Raw genomic sequence first — 16515 nt, 5'->3', positions numbered from 1 at the left:
ACAAGGCGGTGAAGCCCTATCAGCGGGACGAACGCACCACCTGCATGTCGAGCTCGCGAATCTTCTTGCGCAGCGTGTTGCGATTGAGGCCGAGAAGCTCCGCGGCACGGATCTGGTTGCCGCGCGTGGCGGCAAGCGCTGCAGCGATCAAGGGCGGCTCGATCTCACGCAAGATGCGGTGATAGAGGCCAGGCGGCGGGATATTGTCGCCGAAACCGCCGAAATACTGGCCGAGATGGCGCTCGACCGAGCCGGACAGGGTCTCGGCGCGTTCAGGCGCCGCGGTGCTGCTCGTGAACCCTGCCCCGACCGCCGCCGGCTGCAATTCGGCCTCGATGATCGGCGCGGTGATCGTTTCCTGCGGGTAGAGCGCGGCCAGGCGCCGGACGAGATTCTCGAGCTCGCGGACGTTGCCCGGCCAGCGGTACTGCCGCATCACGTCCATCGCTTCCGAATCGACCTGCTTGCGCGGCAGTCCCTCCTTCTCGACCAGCGTGAAGAAGTGGCGGACGAGATCGGGGATGTCCTCGATGCGCTCGCGCAAAGGCGGCAGGCGGATCGGCACGACGTTCAGGCGGAAGAACAGGTCCTCGCGGAACAGGCCCTGCGCGATCGAGATGCGCAGGTCCTTGTTGGTCGCGGCGACGATGCGGACATTGGTCTTGATCGGAGTGCGCCCGCCGACCGTGGTGTATTCGCCCTGCTGGAGCACGCGCAGGAGGCGGGTCTGCGCCTCCATCGGCATGTCGCCGATCTCGTCGAGGAAAAGCGTGCCGCCCTCCGCCTGCTCGAAGCGACCGGACGAGCGGGTCAGCGCGCCGGTAAAGGCGCCTTTCTCATGGCCGAACAGCTCGGATTCGATCAGGTCCTTCGGGATCGCGGCCATGTTGATCGCGACGAAGGGGCCGTTCTTGCGCTTGCCGTAATCGTGCAGCGCGCGCGCCACCAGCTCCTTGCCGGTGCCGGATTCGCCGTTGATCATCACGGTGAGGTCGATCGGCATCAGGCGAGCCAGAGCGCGATAGACGTCCTGCATCGCCGGCGAGCGGCCGATCAGCGGGATATCCTCGGGCTCGGCTGCGTGTCCCCGAGCCGCCTCGCCACGGGGGCGCGACATCGCGCGGCCGACAATGGCGACGAGTTCCTTCAGGTCGAAGGGCTTGGGCAGATATTCGTAGGCGCCGCGCTCCGAAGCCTTGATCGCCGTCATGAAGGTGTTCTGCGCACTCATCACGATGATCGGCAATTCGGGCCGCACCCGCTTGATGCGCGGCAGCAGGTCGAAGGCATTGCCGTCCGGCATGACCACGTCGGTGATGATCAGGTCGCCCAGTCCCTGGGCAGCCCAGGTCCAGAGCGTGGCAGCCTGACCCGTGGTCCTGACTTCATAGCCCGCTCGCGCGAGGGCCTGGTTGAGGACGGTGCGGATCGCGGCGTCGTCGTCGGCGACGAGGATGTGACCGGTCGGCATGTGTTGCTTGAGGCCTTTACGTTGCCTGCCCCGACCTGAGCTGGTGCAGGGGCAGGAGGATACTGAAATGCGTCCGGCGCGGAACGGACTCGCATTCGACGATTCCGCCGTGATCGCCGATCACCTTGGCGACAAGTGCAAGTCCAAGGCCACTTCCCTGGGCCTTGGTCGTGACGAAGGGATCGAACAGGTGCTGCACCAGATCGGGAGGCACGCCCGGCCCGTTGTCGCGCACGCCGATTTCGAGCGGCAGTGCGATACGCTCCGAGGAACCGGGCACCTGCAGGCGGATGCCCGGGCGATAGGCCGTCGTCAGGGTGATTTCGCCGTCGATCGCGCCCTCGCCGATCGCTTCGGCGGCGTTCTTGACGAGGTTGAGCAGCACCTGGACGAGTTGGTCACGATTGCCGGCGACCGGCGGCAGCGAGGGATCGTAGACCTCCGTGAAGCGGATATGCCGCGCGAAACCGGACTGGGCCAGGCGCTTCACATGGTCGAGCACGTCATGGACATTGACCGCATCGCGCTCGCTTGGCCGCTCGTCGCCGAACAATTCGACACGCTCGACGAGCTTCACGATCCGGTCGGTCTCGTCGCAGATCAGCTGCGTCAGCATCCGGTCGTCGTCGGAAATCGAGCCTTCGAGCAATTGTGCCGCGCCGCGAATGCCGGAAAGCGGATTCTTGATCTCGTGGGCCAGCATCGCACCGAGGGCGGTGATCGAGCGGGCTGCCCCGCGGTGCGTCAATTGCCTGTCCATTTTTTCGGCAATTGTCCGTTCTTGCAGCATCAGCACGACCGCATCGCCCTGACTGGGCAAGGGAGAGGCAAAGACATCGACGATGTGATCGGTTCCGAGGCGGGGCGTGCCGAGATCGAGGCGATACTCGCTGACGCTGGCGCCGCGGCGCTGCACCTCCTCGATCAGGCCCAGGACGGGCGAGCCGAAGGCGATGAGATCGTCGATGCGCTGGCGCTTGAGCAGGGCAGCGCTGGACTGGAAGAAATCCTCGGCCGCCGTGTTGGCGTAGAGCACGGCATGGCTCTCGCCGATCACCAGCACCGGCATGGGCAGCACGTTCAGCGCCTGGACCTCGATCGGGTCGAGCAAGTAGGCGCTGCGGCTTCCAAGCCCCTTGTCGGCAAACATCGCCGTCATCAGCTCATCCTCTCCGCGTCAAGCCGCTGCGCGGCTGCGGTCGGTCGAAAACAGCCCCGCGAGGGCCGCCAGGACCTTCCGGGGTTCGTCGGACGTCAGCAGGCTGCGGCGCAAGTCCGCATCGGGCTCGCAGCCATCGGCCACGGCATCGTCGGCATAGGCAGCCAGGTGTTTGCGGGCATGGCGCACGCCATGCGCGACACCGATCAGGGACAGCAGCCCTTCGTAATGCTCGCAGGCCAGCGCGAGCTTTTCAGCCAATGTCAGCGGCCGGAATTCGCGCCCGTCGAGCGCCGCGCCGATCTTGCCGACCAGCCAGGGCCGGCCGAGCGCGGCGCGACCCACCATGACGAAATCGGCGCCGGACTGCTCAAGGCAGGTTCGCGCATCCGCGACGTCATGGATGTCGCCATTGGCGACCAAGGGAAAGTCACCGGCGGCCCGCACCGCAGCGATTGCCTGCCAATCGGCCGTACCCTTGTAGAATTGCTGGCGCGTGCGGCCATGGACCGTGATCATCCGCGCCCCGGCTGCGACAGCCCTGCGGGCCAGTTCGGGTGCGTTGCGGGAGGCATCGTCCCAGCCGAGGCGCATCTTGACCGTGACCGGCACGCTGGTGGCGGCAACGGCGGCCTCAACCAGCGCGATCGCATGGTCTAGATCGCGCATCAGGGCGGAGCCGGCCCAGCCGCCCGTCACCTTCTTGGCCGGGCAGCCCATGTTGATGTCCACGATATCGGCGCCATTGGCCTCGGCCAGCCGCGCTGCCTCGCCCATCCAATAGGGATCGCAACCGGCGAGCTGGACGACATGCGGCGAGACGCCCTCACCTTCGGCGCGGATGCGCGCCTCCTCGCTGCCACGCACGAATTCGTCGGACGCGACCATCTCCGAAACCACGATTCCGGCATGGCTGCGGGCCGCCAGGCGGCGCATGACGATGTCTGTCACGCCCGACATCGGCGCCAGGAAGGCGCGGGACGCAACCGGGATACCTGCGATGTCCAAAGCTTCAGCCTGCTTTTAAGGCATTTCTCTACATGCATATTTATTGGACAATGCTGCAGGAGCGCAAGCGCTCATAGGTTGATGTTGCAATGCAGCAGCGTCGCACCCCCTGCCCCAGCGCCACAGAATTGGCTATGGCATGCGCCCATGACCCGCTTGCAGCCAGGACCCAGTGCCGTGCTCCCTCATTCAGATGCGTCCTTGCCCGTTGCCGCCCTGCTCGTGGCGGCCGGCCGTGGCCTGCGCGCCGGTGAGGGCGAACCGAAGCAGTACCGGCTGGTCGAAGGCCGCCCGGTCCTCGCGCATGCGCTCGCGCCGTTCCTCGCGGAGCCGGCGATCGAGCGCATTGCCATCGTGATCGGCGAAGGCGACGAGGCGCGCTATGCCAATGCCATGGCCGGGATCGACAGCGCGCGCCTTGCAGCCCCGACGCTGGGCGGCGCGACGCGTCAGGCCTCCGTGCGGCGGGGCTTGCTTGCGCTGGCGCGCGCGGGCTTCGATGGCATCGTACTGGTTCATGATGCGGCGCGGCCCTTCGTTTCCCGCGCGCAGATCAGCGCCGCGATCCATCGGCTCGGTGCCGGCGCGATCGCCGCCATCCCCGCCCTGCCTGTGACCGACACCGTGAAACGCACCAGCGCCGACGGCCATGTCGCCGAAACTCCGCCGCGTGACCAGCTGGTCACCGTCCAGACGCCGCAGGCCTTCCGCTTCAAGCCGCTGCTGGAAGCCCATGAGGCCGCTGAATCTGCCTTGCTGCACGGCTTCACCGACGATGCCGCTTTGATGGAGTGGGCGGGGCATCCGGTCGCGACCTTCCAGGGCGACCCTGCCAATGTGAAGCTGACCCATGCAGCCGATTTCCTGCGGGCCGCGGCCCATCCGGGCAAGACGCTCGTGACGCGCGTCGGCACCGGCTACGACGTCCACGCCTTCGGGCCGGGCGACCATGTCTGGCTCGGCGGCGTCCGGATCGGACACGACCAGGGTGTCATCGCCCATTCCGATGGCGACGTCGCGCTCCATGCCCTGACCGACGCTTTGCTCGGCGCGCTCGCCGATGGCGATATCGGCACGCATTTCCCGCCGAGCGATCCGCAATGGCGTGGCGCGGCCTCGGCCCAGTTTCTGGCCTTCGCGGCAGCCCGCGTCCGGGAGCGCGGCGGGCGGATCGATTTCCTCGACCTGACCGTCGTCTGTGAAGCGCCGAAGATCGGCCCGCATCGTGAGGCCATTCGCGCCGAGGTCGCAGCGATCGCCGGCATTCCGTCAAGCAAGGTCGCGATCAAGGCGACGACTTCGGAGCGGATGGGCTTCACCGGCCGGCGCGAAGGCCTCGTCGCATTCGGGACGGCAACGATCCGCCTGCCCGAGGAGGACTAGCCATGTTCGATCTTGAGATCCGTTCGCTAGCGGTCGAGTTGCTGAACCTGAGCCTGGAGCGCGGCTTTACGGTCGCGACGGTCGAATCCTGCACCGGCGGCCTCGTCTGCGGCGCGATGACGGCCATTGCGGGCTCATCCGCGATGGTTCAGGGCGGCCTCGTCACTTACTCCAACCAAGCCAAGGCCGCGCTGGCGGGCGTCCCGGTGGCGCTGATCGCACAGCACGGCGCCGTCAGCGAGCCGGTGGCGCGCGCCATGGCAGAAGGTGGGCGCGAGCGCCTCGAAGCCAGTTTCGCGGTCTCGATCACCGGCGTCGCCGGGCCGGGTGGCGGCAGCGTCGAGAAGCCGGTCGGGCTGGTCCATTTCGCCTGCGCCGGGCCTGCCGGCACACACCACCGCGAGCGCCGCTTCGGCGAGCAGTCGCGCGACGAGATCCGCCGCCTCAGCGTGCGGGAAGCGCTCGACCTGTTGCGCGAGACGGTGCTGACCGGGCCCTGAGCCGCCCTTTACCGGGACTTGCGCATGATCGCGCCGAGAACATCGGCATAATCGTCGCGCCAGGGCTTCACGGCCGCGGGCTCCGAAAGTCGCCAGTTCTCGCTCTCGGGAAAGCTCAGATCGCCCGGCTTGCGCGCGACCATCGCGACGAGCGGCGAGAACTTGCGCTCACGTGTGAGCTCCTCGGTTTGCCGGGAGTCCCTGACCCAGGTGACCAGCCCGTGCTCATTGGCTGTCGCGGCGACGACGGGGCCGAGATCCATGTGCCGGTTGGAGATATGGAACAGCATGGCGCCACCGGGAGCGAGCCGCGAGAGATAGAGCCCGATCGCCTCGCGCGTCAGCAGGTGGACGGGGATCGCATCGGAAGAGAAGGCATCGATGACGATGAGGTCGAGGGAGCCCGGCGCTGCATCGCCAAGCGTCAACCGGGCGTCGCCGATCACGAACGGCACGCGCGGGGCGCATTGGCTGATGAAGGAGAAGCGAGCGGGATCGGTCGCGATGCCGATCACGTGCGGGTCGATCTCGTAGAAGCTCCAGTTCTCGCCCGGCTTGATCTGGCAGGCCAGCGAGCCGGTGCCGACGCCCACCGCAGCGACCTTGCCGAGCATGCGGCCGCGCGTGCGCCGCAAGGCATCGATGCCATCCGCGATCCCGCCGCCGGTGAAATAGTAGGTCAGCGGCTCGGGACGCCCCGTGACGACGCTGCCGTCGTCGTTGCGGATGCGCTGCGTGCCATGCACGGTCGTGCCGTGGGCGAGGTCGCGGAAGCGTCCGTCGCCCGCTTCGAAGACGCGATGGACGCCGAAGAAGGAGCGGACGGAATCCGTGCGCCTCTGTTCGCCCAGGACGATGCCGATGATCGCGCTCACTCCGGCGACGGCCACGGCAAAACGGACGCGAGGCGACATCCTGATCGCTGTGAAGCCCGGCCGGCACAGCAGCCCGGCAACAAGGAGTATCGGATACTCTACGACCGAGTTGAACATCATCGGCGCCAGCAGGCCGCAGAACAGTCCGCCGAGCACGCCGCCGAAGGACATCCAGAGATAGAATTCCGTCAGGTGCGCCGCGCCCGGCCTGCGCTTCACCAGTTCACCATGGGCGACCATGGCCGTCGCGAAGAACAAGCCGAGATGCAGGGCGAGCGTTCCGATCCAGCCGATATCGAGCTTTGCGGCGCTTGCGACCACCAGCAGTGCCGTCAGGGCGAGTTGAAGATGCAGCATCCAGCGATGCGGCAGGATCGGGCGGCGCTGGAAGACGATGACGAAGGTCAGAAGGAACAGCGCCAGCGGCACGACCCAGAGCAGCGGCACCGCGGCGACATCGGTCGAGATATGCGCGGTGACGGCGACCAGCAGCCCCGAGGGCACGAAGGCGAGCGCCACCCAGCTGAAGCGCTGGGCATTGGTGACCGGCGGCGCCGCTGCCACGTCGAGATTCGTGGGCGCATCCGAGTGCTTCACCCCGATCGCGAGCCCGGCGCAGGCCGCAATGCCAGCCAACAGCAAGGCAAAGCCCCAGGCCCAGGCATTGGCCTGCATCGCGAGCGGCAGCATGGGCTCGATCACGAAAGGATAGGCGATCAGGGAGAGAAAGCTGCCGACATTCGAGGCCGCGTAGAGGAAGTAGGGATCGGCGGCATGGCTATGTCCGGTCCGTGCGAACCAGGCCTGCAGCAGCGGGCCGTTGGCGGCGACGGCGAAGAAAGGCAAGCCAACCGATGCGGCGAAGAGCCCGATCAGCCAGAAGACTTCCCCCTGCTGCGGCGGTCGCTCGAAGCCGGCGGCAATATGGATCGGCAGGCTGATCGCGAAGACCACAATCATCAGCGCCAGGTGGACGAGTGCGGCGCGGCGCAGGGTCAGGCGGCTGACCAGCAGATGGGCATAGCCGTATCCGGCGAGCAGCACCGCCTGAAAGAACACCATGGCGACCGACCAGACGCCGGGGGAACCGCCGAGCTTCGGCAGCACCATCTTGGCGAACATCGGCTGGATGCCGAACAGCAGGAAGGCCGAGACGAAGATCGTCGCGACATAGACCGGGAGCGTCGCGGCCAGACGGCGCGTCTGAAGGCGATCGGCGGTCTGCGCTGCGGATCCGTCCATGGGCATGTCCTCGGCTGGGTGCCGAACCATGCCATGCAGGGCTTAAGACCCCGTCACTGCCGTTGGGGCATTCCGGCCATAGACCAGTTCGGCGCGCTTCTCGAAGGCTTCGGCGAACTTGCGGAAGGCCTTGTCGAACATCGCGCCCATCAGCAGCCCGAGCATCCGGCTGGCGAATTCGTAGGAGATGAAGAACCCGACCTCGCACCCCGCCTCGTGCGGCTTGAAGGTCCAGCGGTTCTCCAGATAGCGGAACGGCCCGTCGACATATTCGACGAGGATCTTGAGATTGGCGGGATCGAGCGTGACCCGGCTGGTGAAGGTCTCGCGGATCGCCTTGTAGCCGACGCTCATATCGGCCAGCAGCACCTCGCCGCCGCCTTCACGCGGTGTACGCCGCCGTACCGTCAGCCCCTCGCAGAGCGGCAGGAATTGCGGGTATTTCTCGACATCGGCGACGAGCGCGAACATCTGCTCGGGCGAGTGCCTCACCCGGCGGGTGCTGTTGAACATCGGCATCGAGGATGGGCCTTCTCAGCCGCGGCGGTTGTGGCCGATACCGATCTGGGCATCGCGCGCTGCCCGCAGCCGGGCGAAATCCTCGCCTGCATGGTGCGAGGAGCGGGTCAGCGGCGTCGAGGACACCATCAGGAAGCCCTTGGCATAGGCGATGGTCTCGAAGCTCTTGAACTCGTCGGGCGTGACGAAGCGGATCACCGCATGGTGCTTGCGCGAGGGCGCGAGATACTGGCCGATCGTCATGAAATCGACCTCGGCCGAGCGCAGGTCGTCCATCAGCTGGAGCACCTCGTTACGCTCTTCGCCAAGGCCGACCATGATGCCGGACTTGGTGAAGATGGTCGGGTCGAGCTCCTTCACCCGTTGCAACAGGCGCAGCGAATGGAAATAGCGCGCGCCCGGGCGAACCTTGAGATACTTGCCCGGCACGGTCTCCAGATTGTGGTTGAACACGTCGGGGCGGGCCGCCACGACCACTTCGAGGGCGCCGGGCTTGCGCAGGAAGTCCGGCGTCAGAATCTCGATCGTGGTGCCGGGCGAAGCCTTGCGGATCGCGTGGATGACATTGGCGAAATGCTCGGCGCCGCCATCCTTGAGGTCGTCGCGGTCGACCGAGGTGATCACGACATGCTCGAGCCCGAGCTTGGCGACAGCTTCCGCGACCTTGCGCGGCTCTTCCAGGTCGAGCGGCTGCGGCACGCCGGTCTTCACGTTGCAGAAGGCGCAGGCCCGCGTGCAGGTGTCGCCCATGATCATGAAGGTGGCGTGCTTCTTTTCCCAGCACTCGCCGATATTCGGGCAGCCGGCCTCCTCGCAGACCGTGACCAGCTTTTCGGCCTTCACGATCGCCTTGGTCTCGGCCCATTTCGGGGAGCCCGGCGCTTTCACCCGAATCCAGTCCGGCTTGCGCAGGACCGGGTTCTCCGGCCGCTTCTGCTTCTCGGGATGGCGGACTTCCGTGGCTTGCGCCTTCGGATTGCCGGCATTGGGCCGCGGATCGCGGTTCAGCAGGTCGAGAACAAGCGCCATAACGGGGTCCGGGCTTCAACAGCAGGAGCCGGACAAAGCCGGCTCCCTCTAGCTAATCCCCAAAGGGCTCTGCCGCAACTCCCGCCCCCGGCAAGAGAGCTTCACCCGAGCTTCAACTGCGACGGCGAGCCGCATTCCAGATCACGATGACGATGACGGCGCCAGCCACCGCCGCCGTCAGGGTCCGCCAGAAGCCGAAGACCGGAATTTCCAGCAGTTCCGCGACCTTGGCGCCGACGAACGAGCCGGCGACACCGACGAGCATATTGGTGAAGAGGCCGTGATCGGACGAGGTCAGGCGCTCGGCGATCCAGCCGGCAAGGACGCCGATCAGCAGCGTCATGAAGAAGCCATAGCCCGGCTGGGCCATGGTGGCGGCAAAGCTTTCCATCGCGGATATTCCCCTAGCCAAGCGCGAATGCGCGCGTAACCAACGGTTCCGGCCGGAGCCGGTTCCATTCGCGATGCTATCTCAGGCGATGAAACGTGCCAGCAGGATGACGAGGATGGCGCCGATCACCGCCATGCCAGCATCGTCGAGGAAGCTGTAGCCGGTGTTCAGGCGCCAGCCGGTCAGGCGCACGATCCCCTGCCCGACCAGCATGCCGAGCACGCCGACGACCGCATGGCGGATCACGCCGCCGCCACCGACGACCAGGCTGGCGGCAAAGCCCGTGAAGGTGCCGAAGGCCACGGTCGGCGCGATGACGCTCCAGTCAAGCGGCAGCGTCCGGCGCGGTGGCAGGATCTCGATCTCCTCGTCGCGGACGATGCGATCGGGCTTGGCGGATTTGCGGGTGCGTGGCGGCATCGGCGCAATATGGAGCGCGGGTTGGCCGGCGCCAAGCCGATCCTAGCCCCATTTTCGCTGGGGATCAGCGCGCCATCGCGCCCAGCGCGGATACCGAGGTTGCCGACAGTGCGCCGCTGAAGCCATGCCCGCCGCCAACGATCTGCGCCTTTGCCGGCAAGCCACGCGCCTGCGCCTTTGCGACATAGTCCGTCGCCAGGTCGGGGCGGGTGTTGTCGTCGGCCTGGCCGGTGACCGCGACGATCGGGGTTCCTCCGGGTATGCCTGATAGGTAATCCACCGGCGACTGGGCTGAGCCGGGCCGTCGGCCGCGGCTGGCATTCCAGGCGGGAACGTCGCAGGGGCAGGACACCAGCACGAGGCCGTTGATCAGGCCGGGATTGTTGCCGGCGACCACGCCGATCGTGCCGGCTCCGCCCGAATGCCCGAGGGCGACCACGCTGCGGGCATTGTAGCGCTGCCTCAGCTCGCTGATCGCCCCGGCGACGGCGCGGTTGTTGCCGGAATGAAACGTATCGCGCCTGCCGTTGTCGGAGCCGTCGCTGCGATGGCCGGTGCGGTCGTAATAGCCGGGCCGCAGCAAGGCGACGGCCACCATGTTCTTGCGTCCGGAGGCGAACTGCCGGGCATAGGCGTACATGTAATCGGCCGGCCCACCAGCCGAGACATCGCCATGGACGAAGATGGCGAGCACGGGGCGCGAACCACCCGGCGCCGCGCCGAAAGCCTCATAGGCCAGGCCGTTGGCGCATTTCTCGCCCTCGCAGGCCAAGGCACCGACACTGCCGAACAGGCCAGCCGCGAGACCGGCGAGAATCCTCACACCCAAGCGCTTCATGGCTGCCCCCTGCCGCCATCGCGCCTGCGGAGAGCCGGCTCCGCAGGCTCTCCGTCATCGTCTTATGCCTCAGGCGTTCAGGACCTTGCCGTAGGCGTCGAGCACGCTCTCCTTCATCACCTCCGACAGGGTCGGATGCGGGAAGATCGTGTGCATCAGCTCTTCCTCGGTCGTCTCCAGGTTCATGGCGACGACGAAGCCCTGGATCAGCTCGGTCACTTCCGGGCCGACGAGATGGGCGCCGAGCAGCTTGCCGGTCTTGGCGTCGAAGATCGTCTTGGCCATGCCGCTATCCTCGCCGAGCGCCACGGCCTTGCCGTTGGCGACGAAGTTGAAGCGGCCAACCTTGATCTCGTGGCCGGCAGCCTTGGCCTTCGCCTCGGTCAGGCCGACGCTGGCGATCTGCGGATGGCAATAGGTGCAGCCCGGGATCATCAGCTTGTCCATCGGGTGCGGATGCAGGCCCTTGATCGCCTCGACGCAGATCACCGCCTCATGCTCGGCCTTGTGGGCCAGCATCGGCGGGCCGGCGACGTCGCCGATCGCATAGACGCCCTTGACGTTGGTCCGGCAGAAATCGTCGATGACGATGCAGCCGCGATCGGTCTTCACGCCGAGCGTCTCGAGCCCGAGATTCTCGATATTGCCGACGACGCCGACCGCCGAGATCATCCGATCCGCCGTGATCGTCTGCTTGCCGCCCTTCTCGTCATCGACATGGGCAGTGACGGAGTCGGCACCCTTCTCGACCTTCGTCACCTTGGCGCCGGTCAGGATCTTCATGCCCTGCTTCTCGAAGGCTTTTCGCGCGAAGGCGCCGATCTCGGCATCCTCCACGGGAACGACCTGCGGCAGCACCTCGACGACAGTCACCTCGACACCCATCGTCCGGTAGAACGAGGCGAACTCGATGCCGATGGCGCCGGAGCCCATGACGAGCAGCGATTTCGGCATCTTCGCGGGCACCATCGACTCGAAATAGGTCCAGATCAGCTTGCCGTCCGGCTCGATGCCGGGCAGCGCGCGCGGCCGGGCGCCGGTCGCGACGATGATGTGGTCGGCGGTATAGGTGCCCTCGCCCTTGGCGTTCTTGGGCGGCGGCGTCTGCGGCTGCATCGCCGGCTTCTTGGTCGGCGCGACGGTGATGGTGCCGGGCTTGGTCAGCTTGGCCTCGCCCCAGATCACGTCGACCTTGTTCTTCTTCATCAGGAACTGGACGCCGTTGTTCATCCGCGCGGCGATGCCGCGCGAACGCTTCACGATGGCGTCCAGATCGGCCTTGAACGAGCCTTCCAGCGTCAGGCCGTAATCCTTGGCGTGCTGGCCGTAATGCAGGATCTCGGCCGAGCGCAGCAGCGCCTTGGTCGGGATGCAGCCCCAGTTCGAGCAGATGCCGGCGAGATGCTCGCGCTCGACGATCGCGGTCCTGAAGCCGAGCTGCGCCGCCCGGATCGCAGCGATATAGCCGCCGGGACCGGAGCCGATGACGATGATGTCGTAGTCAGCCATGGTTTCTCTCCCGCCGCTCAGACCAGCATCGCCAGGGGCTTTTCGATATAGCCCTTGAAGGCCGCGAGAAGCTCGGCGCCGAGCGCGCCGTCGACGGCGCGGTGATCGGTCGAGAGCGTCACCGACATCACCGTCGCGACGGCCGGCTGGCCGCCCTTGACGATGACGCGCTGCTCGCCGGCGCCGACCGCCAGGATCGTCGCATGCGGCGGATTGACGATCGCGGCGAAGTCCTTGACCCCGAACATGCCGAGATTGGAGACTGCCGTGGTGCCGCCCTGATACTCCTCGGGCTTCAGCTTGCGGGCCTTGGCGCGCGCCGCCATGTCCTTCATCTCGTTGGAGATCTGCGACAGGCTCTTGTGGCAGGCATCGCGGATGATCGGCGTGATCAAGCCGCCGGGGATCGAGACGGCGACGCCGACATCGGCATGCTTGTGCTTGAGCATGGTGTTGTCGGTCCAGGACACGTTGGCATCCGGCACGGCCTTGAGCGCGAGCGCCAGCGCCTTGATCACCATGTCGTTGACCGAGAGCTTGTAGGCCGGCTTGCCGTCCTTCTCCGGCGCCGCGGCGTTGAGCTCCCCGCGCAGCTTCAAGAGCGCGTCGAGCTCGCAATCCACGGTGACGTAGAAATGCGGAACCGTCTGCTTGGCCTCGGTCAGGCGGCGCGCGATCGTCTTGCGCATGCCGTCATGCGGGACTTCCTCGTAAGAGCCCGGCTCGAACAGCTTCTTGACCTGTTCGTCGGAGGGACCGCTCGCGAGCGGCGCAGCCGCAGGCTTGGCGGCCGGAGCCCCGGCGGCAGCCGCGGCCGGGGCAGCCTTGGCACCGCCGCCCGCCTTGGCGGCCTCGACATCCTTCTCGACGATGCGGCCATGCGGGCCGGAGCCCTTGATCGCATTGAGGTCGAGCCCGGCGTCCTTCGCGATACGGCGGGCGAGCGGCGAGGCGAAAGCGCGTGAAGCATTCCCGCTCGCGGCAACGAACGACTGCGGCTGGAGCGGCTTGCCGTTGCCGGTCACATGACCGCTGTCGGTGTCTGCGGCGCCCGCCTTGGGAGCCTCAGCCTTCGGCGCGTCGCTCTTGGCAGGCGCAGCGCCACCGGCAGCCGGCGCGGAGACGCTCTTGGCGTCCTCGCCCTCGCCGGCGATCACGCCGATGATCTCGTTGACCGCGACATCGGCGGTGCCTTCCGGCACCACGATCTTGGCGAGCACGCCCTCGTCAACCGCCTCGACCTCCATCGTGGCCTTGTCGGTCTCGATCTCGGCGATGATGTCACCGGACTTGATCGTGTCACCTTCCTTCTTCAGCCACTTGGCGAGGTTGCCCTTCTCCATCGTCGGAGAGAGCGCGGGCATCAGGATGTTCGTCGGCATCGGTCAGCCCCCTCTCAGCGATAGCAGACGGCCTTGGCCGCCGCGACGACCTCGCCGATATTCGGAAGCGCGAGCTTCTCGAGGTTCGCCGCATAGGGCATCGGCACGTCCTTGCCGGTGACGCGGGCGACGGGCGCATCGAGATAGTCGAAGGCCACCTCCATGATCTTCATGCCGATCTCGGCGGTGACGCCGGACTGCGGGAAGCCCTCCTCGACCGCGACGCAGCGATTGGTCTTCTGCACCGAGGCGATGACCGTCTCGATATCCATCGGGCGGATCGTGCGGAGATCGATGACCTCGGCCTCGATGCCTTCCTTGGCCAGCGCCTCGGCGGCGCCGAGCGCATAGGTCATGCCGATGCCGAAGGAGACGATCGTCACATCCGTGCCCGGACGCACCACCTTCGCCTTGCCGATCGGGATCAGGAAGTCGTCGCCCTTCGGCACGTCGAAGGACTTGCCGTACATGATCTCGTTCTCGAGGAAGATCACCGGGTTCGGATCGCGGATCGCGCTCTTCAGCAGGCCCTTCGCGTCGGAGGCGCTGTAGGGCATCACCACCTTGAGGCCCGGCACGTTCGAGTACCACGCCGCATAGTCATGGCTGTGCTGGGCGCCGACGCGGGCGGCCGCGCCGTTGGGACCACGGAACACGATCGGCGCGCCCATCTGGCCGCCGGACATGTAGAGCGTCTTGGCGGCCGAGTTGATGATGTGGTCGATCGCCTGCATGGCAAAGTTGAAGGTCATGAACTCGACGATCGGCTTCAGGCCGGACAGAGCCGCGCCGACGCCGATGCCGGCGAAGCCATGCTCGGTGATCGGGGTGTCGATCACGCGCTTCGGCCCGAATTCCTGCAGCAGGCCCTGAGTGACCTTGTAGGCGCCCTGGTATTCGGCGACCTCCTCGCCCATGACGAAGACGTCCTTGTCGCGGCGCATCTCCTCGGCCATCGCGTCGCGCAGAGCTTCGCGGACCGTGGTGCTGACGATCTCAGCTCCGGCCGGGAATTCCGAGGAGGCGTCATAGGCCTTGGCCTGAGCGGGAACGCTGGCGGCCGGGGCCGCGGCAGCCGGAGCGGCCTCCGCAGCGGGAGCCGGCGCAGGCGCGGCCTTGGCTTCGGGCGCCGCAGCCTTGCCGCCACCGCTGGCCGCGGCCGAGACATCCTCACCCTCGGCGGCGATCACGCCGATCGGCGTGTTTACCGCGACGTTCTCGGTGCCGTCGGCGACGAGGATCTTGGCGAGCACGCCCTCGTCGACCGCCTCGACCTCCATGGTCGCCTTATCGGTCTCGATCTCGGCGATGATATCGCCGGCCTTGACCTGATCGCCCTCTTTCTTCAGCCACTTGGCCAGTTTTCCTTCCTCCATGGTGGGAGAAAGCGCAGGCATGAGAATGTCGATCGGCATGAACGCACCCGGATTCTAAGACGCGGGGAAAGGATGAAGGCCGGCAGGCGCGGAGCGATCAGCTCCGCGGGGCTTCCAGCAGGATGTCGGTGTAGAGCTCCGACGGATCCGGCTCGGGATCATGGGTCGCGAACTCGGCGGCGTCGTTGACGATCTCGCGCACCTTGGCGTCGATCGCCTTGAGCTCGTCCTCGCCGATCTTGAAATCGCGAACCAGACGGGCGCGAACCTGCTCGATCGGATCGTGCTCCTCGCGCATGCGCTGGACCTCGTCCTTGGAGCGATACTTCGCCGGGTCGGACATCGAATGCCCGCGATAGCGATAGGTCTGCATCTCCAGGATGTACGGGCCCTTCCCGGAGCGGGCATGCTCGATCGCGCGGGCCGCTGCCTCGCGCACGGCGCGGACATCCATGCCATCGACCTGCTCGCCCGGGATGCCGAAGGAGACACCGCGGCGGGAGAAATCGGTCTGGGCGGAAGCGCGGCTGACAGCCGTGCCCATGGCATAACGGTTGTTCTCGATGACGAACACGACCGGCAGCTTCCAGAGTTGGGCCATGTTGAAGCTCTCGTAGACCTGGCCCTGGTTGGCCGCGCCATCGCCGAAATAGGTCATCGAGACCGTCTTGTCGTCGCGATACCAATCGGCGAAGGCGAGGCCGGTGCCGAGAGATACCTGCGCGCCGACGATGCCGTGGCCGCCATAGAAGTTCTTCTCGCGGCTGAACATGTGCATCGAGCCGCCCTTGCCGCGCGAATAGCCGCCGCGCCGGCCGGTCAATTCCGCCATCACGCCGCGCGATTCCATGCCGCAGGCCAGCATATGGCCGTGGTCGCGATAGCCGGTAATGACCTGGTCGCCATCCTTGGAGGCCATCTGCATGCCAATGACGACGGCTTCCTGGCCGATATAGAGGTGGCAGAAGCCGCCGATCAGGCCCATGCCGTACATCTGACCGGCCTTCTCCTCGAAACGCCGGATCAGCAGCATCTCGCGATAGGCGTGGAGATCTTCGTCCTTGGTGAAGGTCGGGGTGTTGCTGAGGGCTCCTTCGACCTTACCGGCGCCGTCCTTGCCCGAACGGGCCTTCGCCGGCTTCGCGGCGGCTTTGGGTTGAGCGGGAGCTTTCGACTTACGCGCAGCAACAGCCATAGGCGGTCCTCCAAGGTCATCCGACTATTGTTGTAGAGGATCAAAAAAACCTTGGCGAGCACGCTATCTCGCAATGCAGCATGGTCTAAGTTGTTGAAAAGAAAGGAACCGGAAGCATAAACCGGATTTCAGTTAATCGATACGTCCGGAACTAAGCGTCGCAGGTTCTGGAACGCCCGGATCGAAAGATGGAACTCGCTCGTCTGAGGACCGCGACG

The 16515-nt window shown here is 66.4% G+C and carries 15 protein-coding genes; 2 read left to right on the top strand and 13 right to left on the bottom strand.

Annotated elements, in window-relative coordinates; all coding sequences use genetic code 11:
- Positions 1-19: 19 nt before the first annotated feature.
- From ntrC to dusB, 3 genes are read right to left on the bottom strand one after another with little or no spacing between them, the layout of a single operon-like run.
- Positions 20-1471 (bottom strand): nitrogen regulation protein NR(I), encoded by a 1452-nt coding sequence (gene ntrC / locus NUV79_RS20150; RefSeq protein ID WP_257734850.1) that lies wholly within the window; start codon positions 1469-1471, stop codon positions 20-22.
- 16 nt (positions 1472-1487) lie between these two features.
- Positions 1488-2621 carry a two-component system sensor histidine kinase NtrB gene (locus NUV79_RS20145; protein ID WP_374679304.1) on the bottom strand — a complete coding sequence of 378 codons (1134 nt, stop codon included), beginning with the start codon at positions 2619-2621 and terminating at the stop codon, positions 1488-1490.
- 27 nt (positions 2622-2648) lie between these two features.
- Complete coding sequence (gene dusB / locus NUV79_RS20140) at positions 2649-3638, bottom strand: tRNA dihydrouridine synthase DusB (RefSeq protein WP_257734849.1); 990 nt, start codon at positions 3636-3638, stop codon at positions 2649-2651.
- 147 nt (positions 3639-3785) lie between these two features.
- Here dusB and NUV79_RS20135 point away from each other — a divergent pair, with 147 nt between their 5' ends.
- Positions 3786-5021 (top strand): bifunctional 2-C-methyl-D-erythritol 4-phosphate cytidylyltransferase/2-C-methyl-D-erythritol 2,4-cyclodiphosphate synthase, encoded by a 1236-nt coding sequence (locus tag NUV79_RS20135; protein WP_374679303.1) that lies wholly within the window; start codon positions 3786-3788, stop codon positions 5019-5021.
- A 2-nt stretch (positions 5022-5023) separates the two neighbouring features.
- Positions 5024-5521: a CinA family protein gene (locus NUV79_RS20130; protein ID WP_257734847.1), complete on the top strand. Its 498-nt coding sequence runs from the start codon at positions 5024-5026 to the stop codon at positions 5519-5521.
- Between the two features lie 8 nt (positions 5522-5529).
- On the opposite strand, the gene NUV79_RS20125 is transcribed toward NUV79_RS20130, so the two are convergent.
- From NUV79_RS20125 to pdhA, 10 genes are all read right to left on the bottom strand, one after another.
- Positions 5530-7638 (bottom strand): fused MFS/spermidine synthase, encoded by a 2109-nt coding sequence (locus tag NUV79_RS20125; RefSeq protein WP_257734846.1) that lies wholly within the window; start codon positions 7636-7638, stop codon positions 5530-5532.
- Positions 7639-7680: 42 nt separating this feature from the next.
- Complete coding sequence (locus NUV79_RS20120; protein WP_257734845.1) at positions 7681-8157, bottom strand: type II toxin-antitoxin system RatA family toxin; 477 nt, start codon at positions 8155-8157, stop codon at positions 7681-7683.
- 15 nt (positions 8158-8172) lie between these two features.
- On the bottom strand, positions 8173-9186 hold the full coding sequence (lipA, locus tag NUV79_RS20115; RefSeq protein WP_257734844.1) for a lipoyl synthase: 1014 nt from the start codon (positions 9184-9186) through the stop codon (positions 8173-8175).
- Between the two features lie 112 nt (positions 9187-9298).
- Positions 9299-9577 (bottom strand): GlsB/YeaQ/YmgE family stress response membrane protein, encoded by a 279-nt coding sequence (locus NUV79_RS20110; protein ID WP_257734843.1) that lies wholly within the window; start codon positions 9575-9577, stop codon positions 9299-9301.
- An 81-nt stretch (positions 9578-9658) separates the two neighbouring features.
- Positions 9659-9997: a GlsB/YeaQ/YmgE family stress response membrane protein gene (locus tag NUV79_RS20105; protein WP_257734842.1), complete on the bottom strand. Its 339-nt coding sequence runs from the start codon at positions 9995-9997 to the stop codon at positions 9659-9661.
- Between the two features lie 64 nt (positions 9998-10061).
- Entirely contained in the window at positions 10062-10835 is a 774-nt protein-coding gene (locus NUV79_RS20100; protein WP_257734841.1) for an alpha/beta hydrolase family protein, read from the bottom strand.
- 69 nt (positions 10836-10904) lie between these two features.
- On the bottom strand, positions 10905-12344 hold the full coding sequence (lpdA, locus tag NUV79_RS20095) for a dihydrolipoyl dehydrogenase (protein WP_257734840.1): 1440 nt from the start codon (positions 12342-12344) through the stop codon (positions 10905-10907).
- Positions 12345-12361: 17 nt separating this feature from the next.
- The gene (locus NUV79_RS20090; protein WP_257734839.1) at positions 12362-13726 is read right to left on the bottom strand and encodes a pyruvate dehydrogenase complex dihydrolipoamide acetyltransferase; all 1365 of its coding nucleotides are present in this window, start codon (positions 13724-13726) and stop codon (positions 12362-12364) included.
- 14 nt (positions 13727-13740) lie between these two features.
- A complete protein-coding gene (locus tag NUV79_RS20085) occupies positions 13741-15141 on the bottom strand; it encodes a pyruvate dehydrogenase complex E1 component subunit beta (RefSeq protein WP_257734838.1) in 1401 nt (466 codons plus the stop codon).
- A gap of 58 nt (positions 15142-15199) precedes the next feature.
- Entirely contained in the window at positions 15200-16297 is a 1098-nt protein-coding gene (gene pdhA / locus NUV79_RS20080; protein WP_257734837.1) for a pyruvate dehydrogenase (acetyl-transferring) E1 component subunit alpha, read from the bottom strand.
- Positions 16298-16515: the final 218 nt, after the last annotated feature.

The sequence above is a fragment of the Allobosea sp. 47.2.35 genome, from assembly GCF_024655635.1.
In the GTDB taxonomy this organism is placed as follows: Bacteria; Pseudomonadota; Alphaproteobacteria; order Rhizobiales; family Beijerinckiaceae; genus Allobosea.
Note: the sequence above shows the minus strand (reverse complement) of the source record. Positions and strands in the feature narration are given on the sequence as shown.

Coding starts and splice junctions, on each gene's coding strand:
- NUV79_RS20145 (WP_374679304.1), bottom strand. CDS start 2,621: ATGTTTGCCGACAAGGGGCTTGGAAGCCGCAGCGCCTACTTGCTCGAC.
- lipA (WP_257734844.1), bottom strand. CDS start 9,186: ATGGCGCTTGTTCTCGACCTGCTGAACCGCGATCCGCGGCCCAATGCC.
- NUV79_RS20085 (WP_257734838.1), bottom strand. CDS start 15,141: ATGCCGATCGACATTCTCATGCCTGCGCTTTCTCCCACCATGGAGGAA.
- lpdA (WP_257734840.1), bottom strand. CDS start 12,344: ATGGCTGACTACGACATCATCGTCATCGGCTCCGGTCCCGGCGGCTAT.
- NUV79_RS20100 (WP_257734841.1), bottom strand. CDS start 10,835: ATGAAGCGCTTGGGTGTGAGGATTCTCGCCGGTCTCGCGGCTGGCCTG.
- NUV79_RS20105 (WP_257734842.1), bottom strand. CDS start 9,997: ATGCCGCCACGCACCCGCAAATCCGCCAAGCCCGATCGCATCGTCCGC.
- NUV79_RS20120 (WP_257734845.1), bottom strand. CDS start 8,157: ATGCCGATGTTCAACAGCACCCGCCGGGTGAGGCACTCGCCCGAGCAG.
- NUV79_RS20090 (WP_257734839.1), bottom strand. CDS start 13,726: ATGCCGACGAACATCCTGATGCCCGCGCTCTCTCCGACGATGGAGAAG.
- NUV79_RS20110 (WP_257734843.1), bottom strand. CDS start 9,577: ATGGAAAGCTTTGCCGCCACCATGGCCCAGCCGGGCTATGGCTTCTTC.
- NUV79_RS20135 (WP_374679303.1), top strand. CDS start 3,786: ATGACCCGCTTGCAGCCAGGACCCAGTGCCGTGCTCCCTCATTCAGAT.
- ntrC (WP_257734850.1), bottom strand. CDS start 1,471: ATGCCGACCGGTCACATCCTCGTCGCCGACGACGACGCCGCGATCCGC.
- NUV79_RS20130 (WP_257734847.1), top strand. CDS start 5,024: ATGTTCGATCTTGAGATCCGTTCGCTAGCGGTCGAGTTGCTGAACCTG.
- NUV79_RS20125 (WP_257734846.1), bottom strand. CDS start 7,638: ATGGACGGATCCGCAGCGCAGACCGCCGATCGCCTTCAGACGCGCCGT.
- pdhA (WP_257734837.1), bottom strand. CDS start 16,297: ATGGCTGTTGCTGCGCGTAAGTCGAAAGCTCCCGCTCAACCCAAAGCC.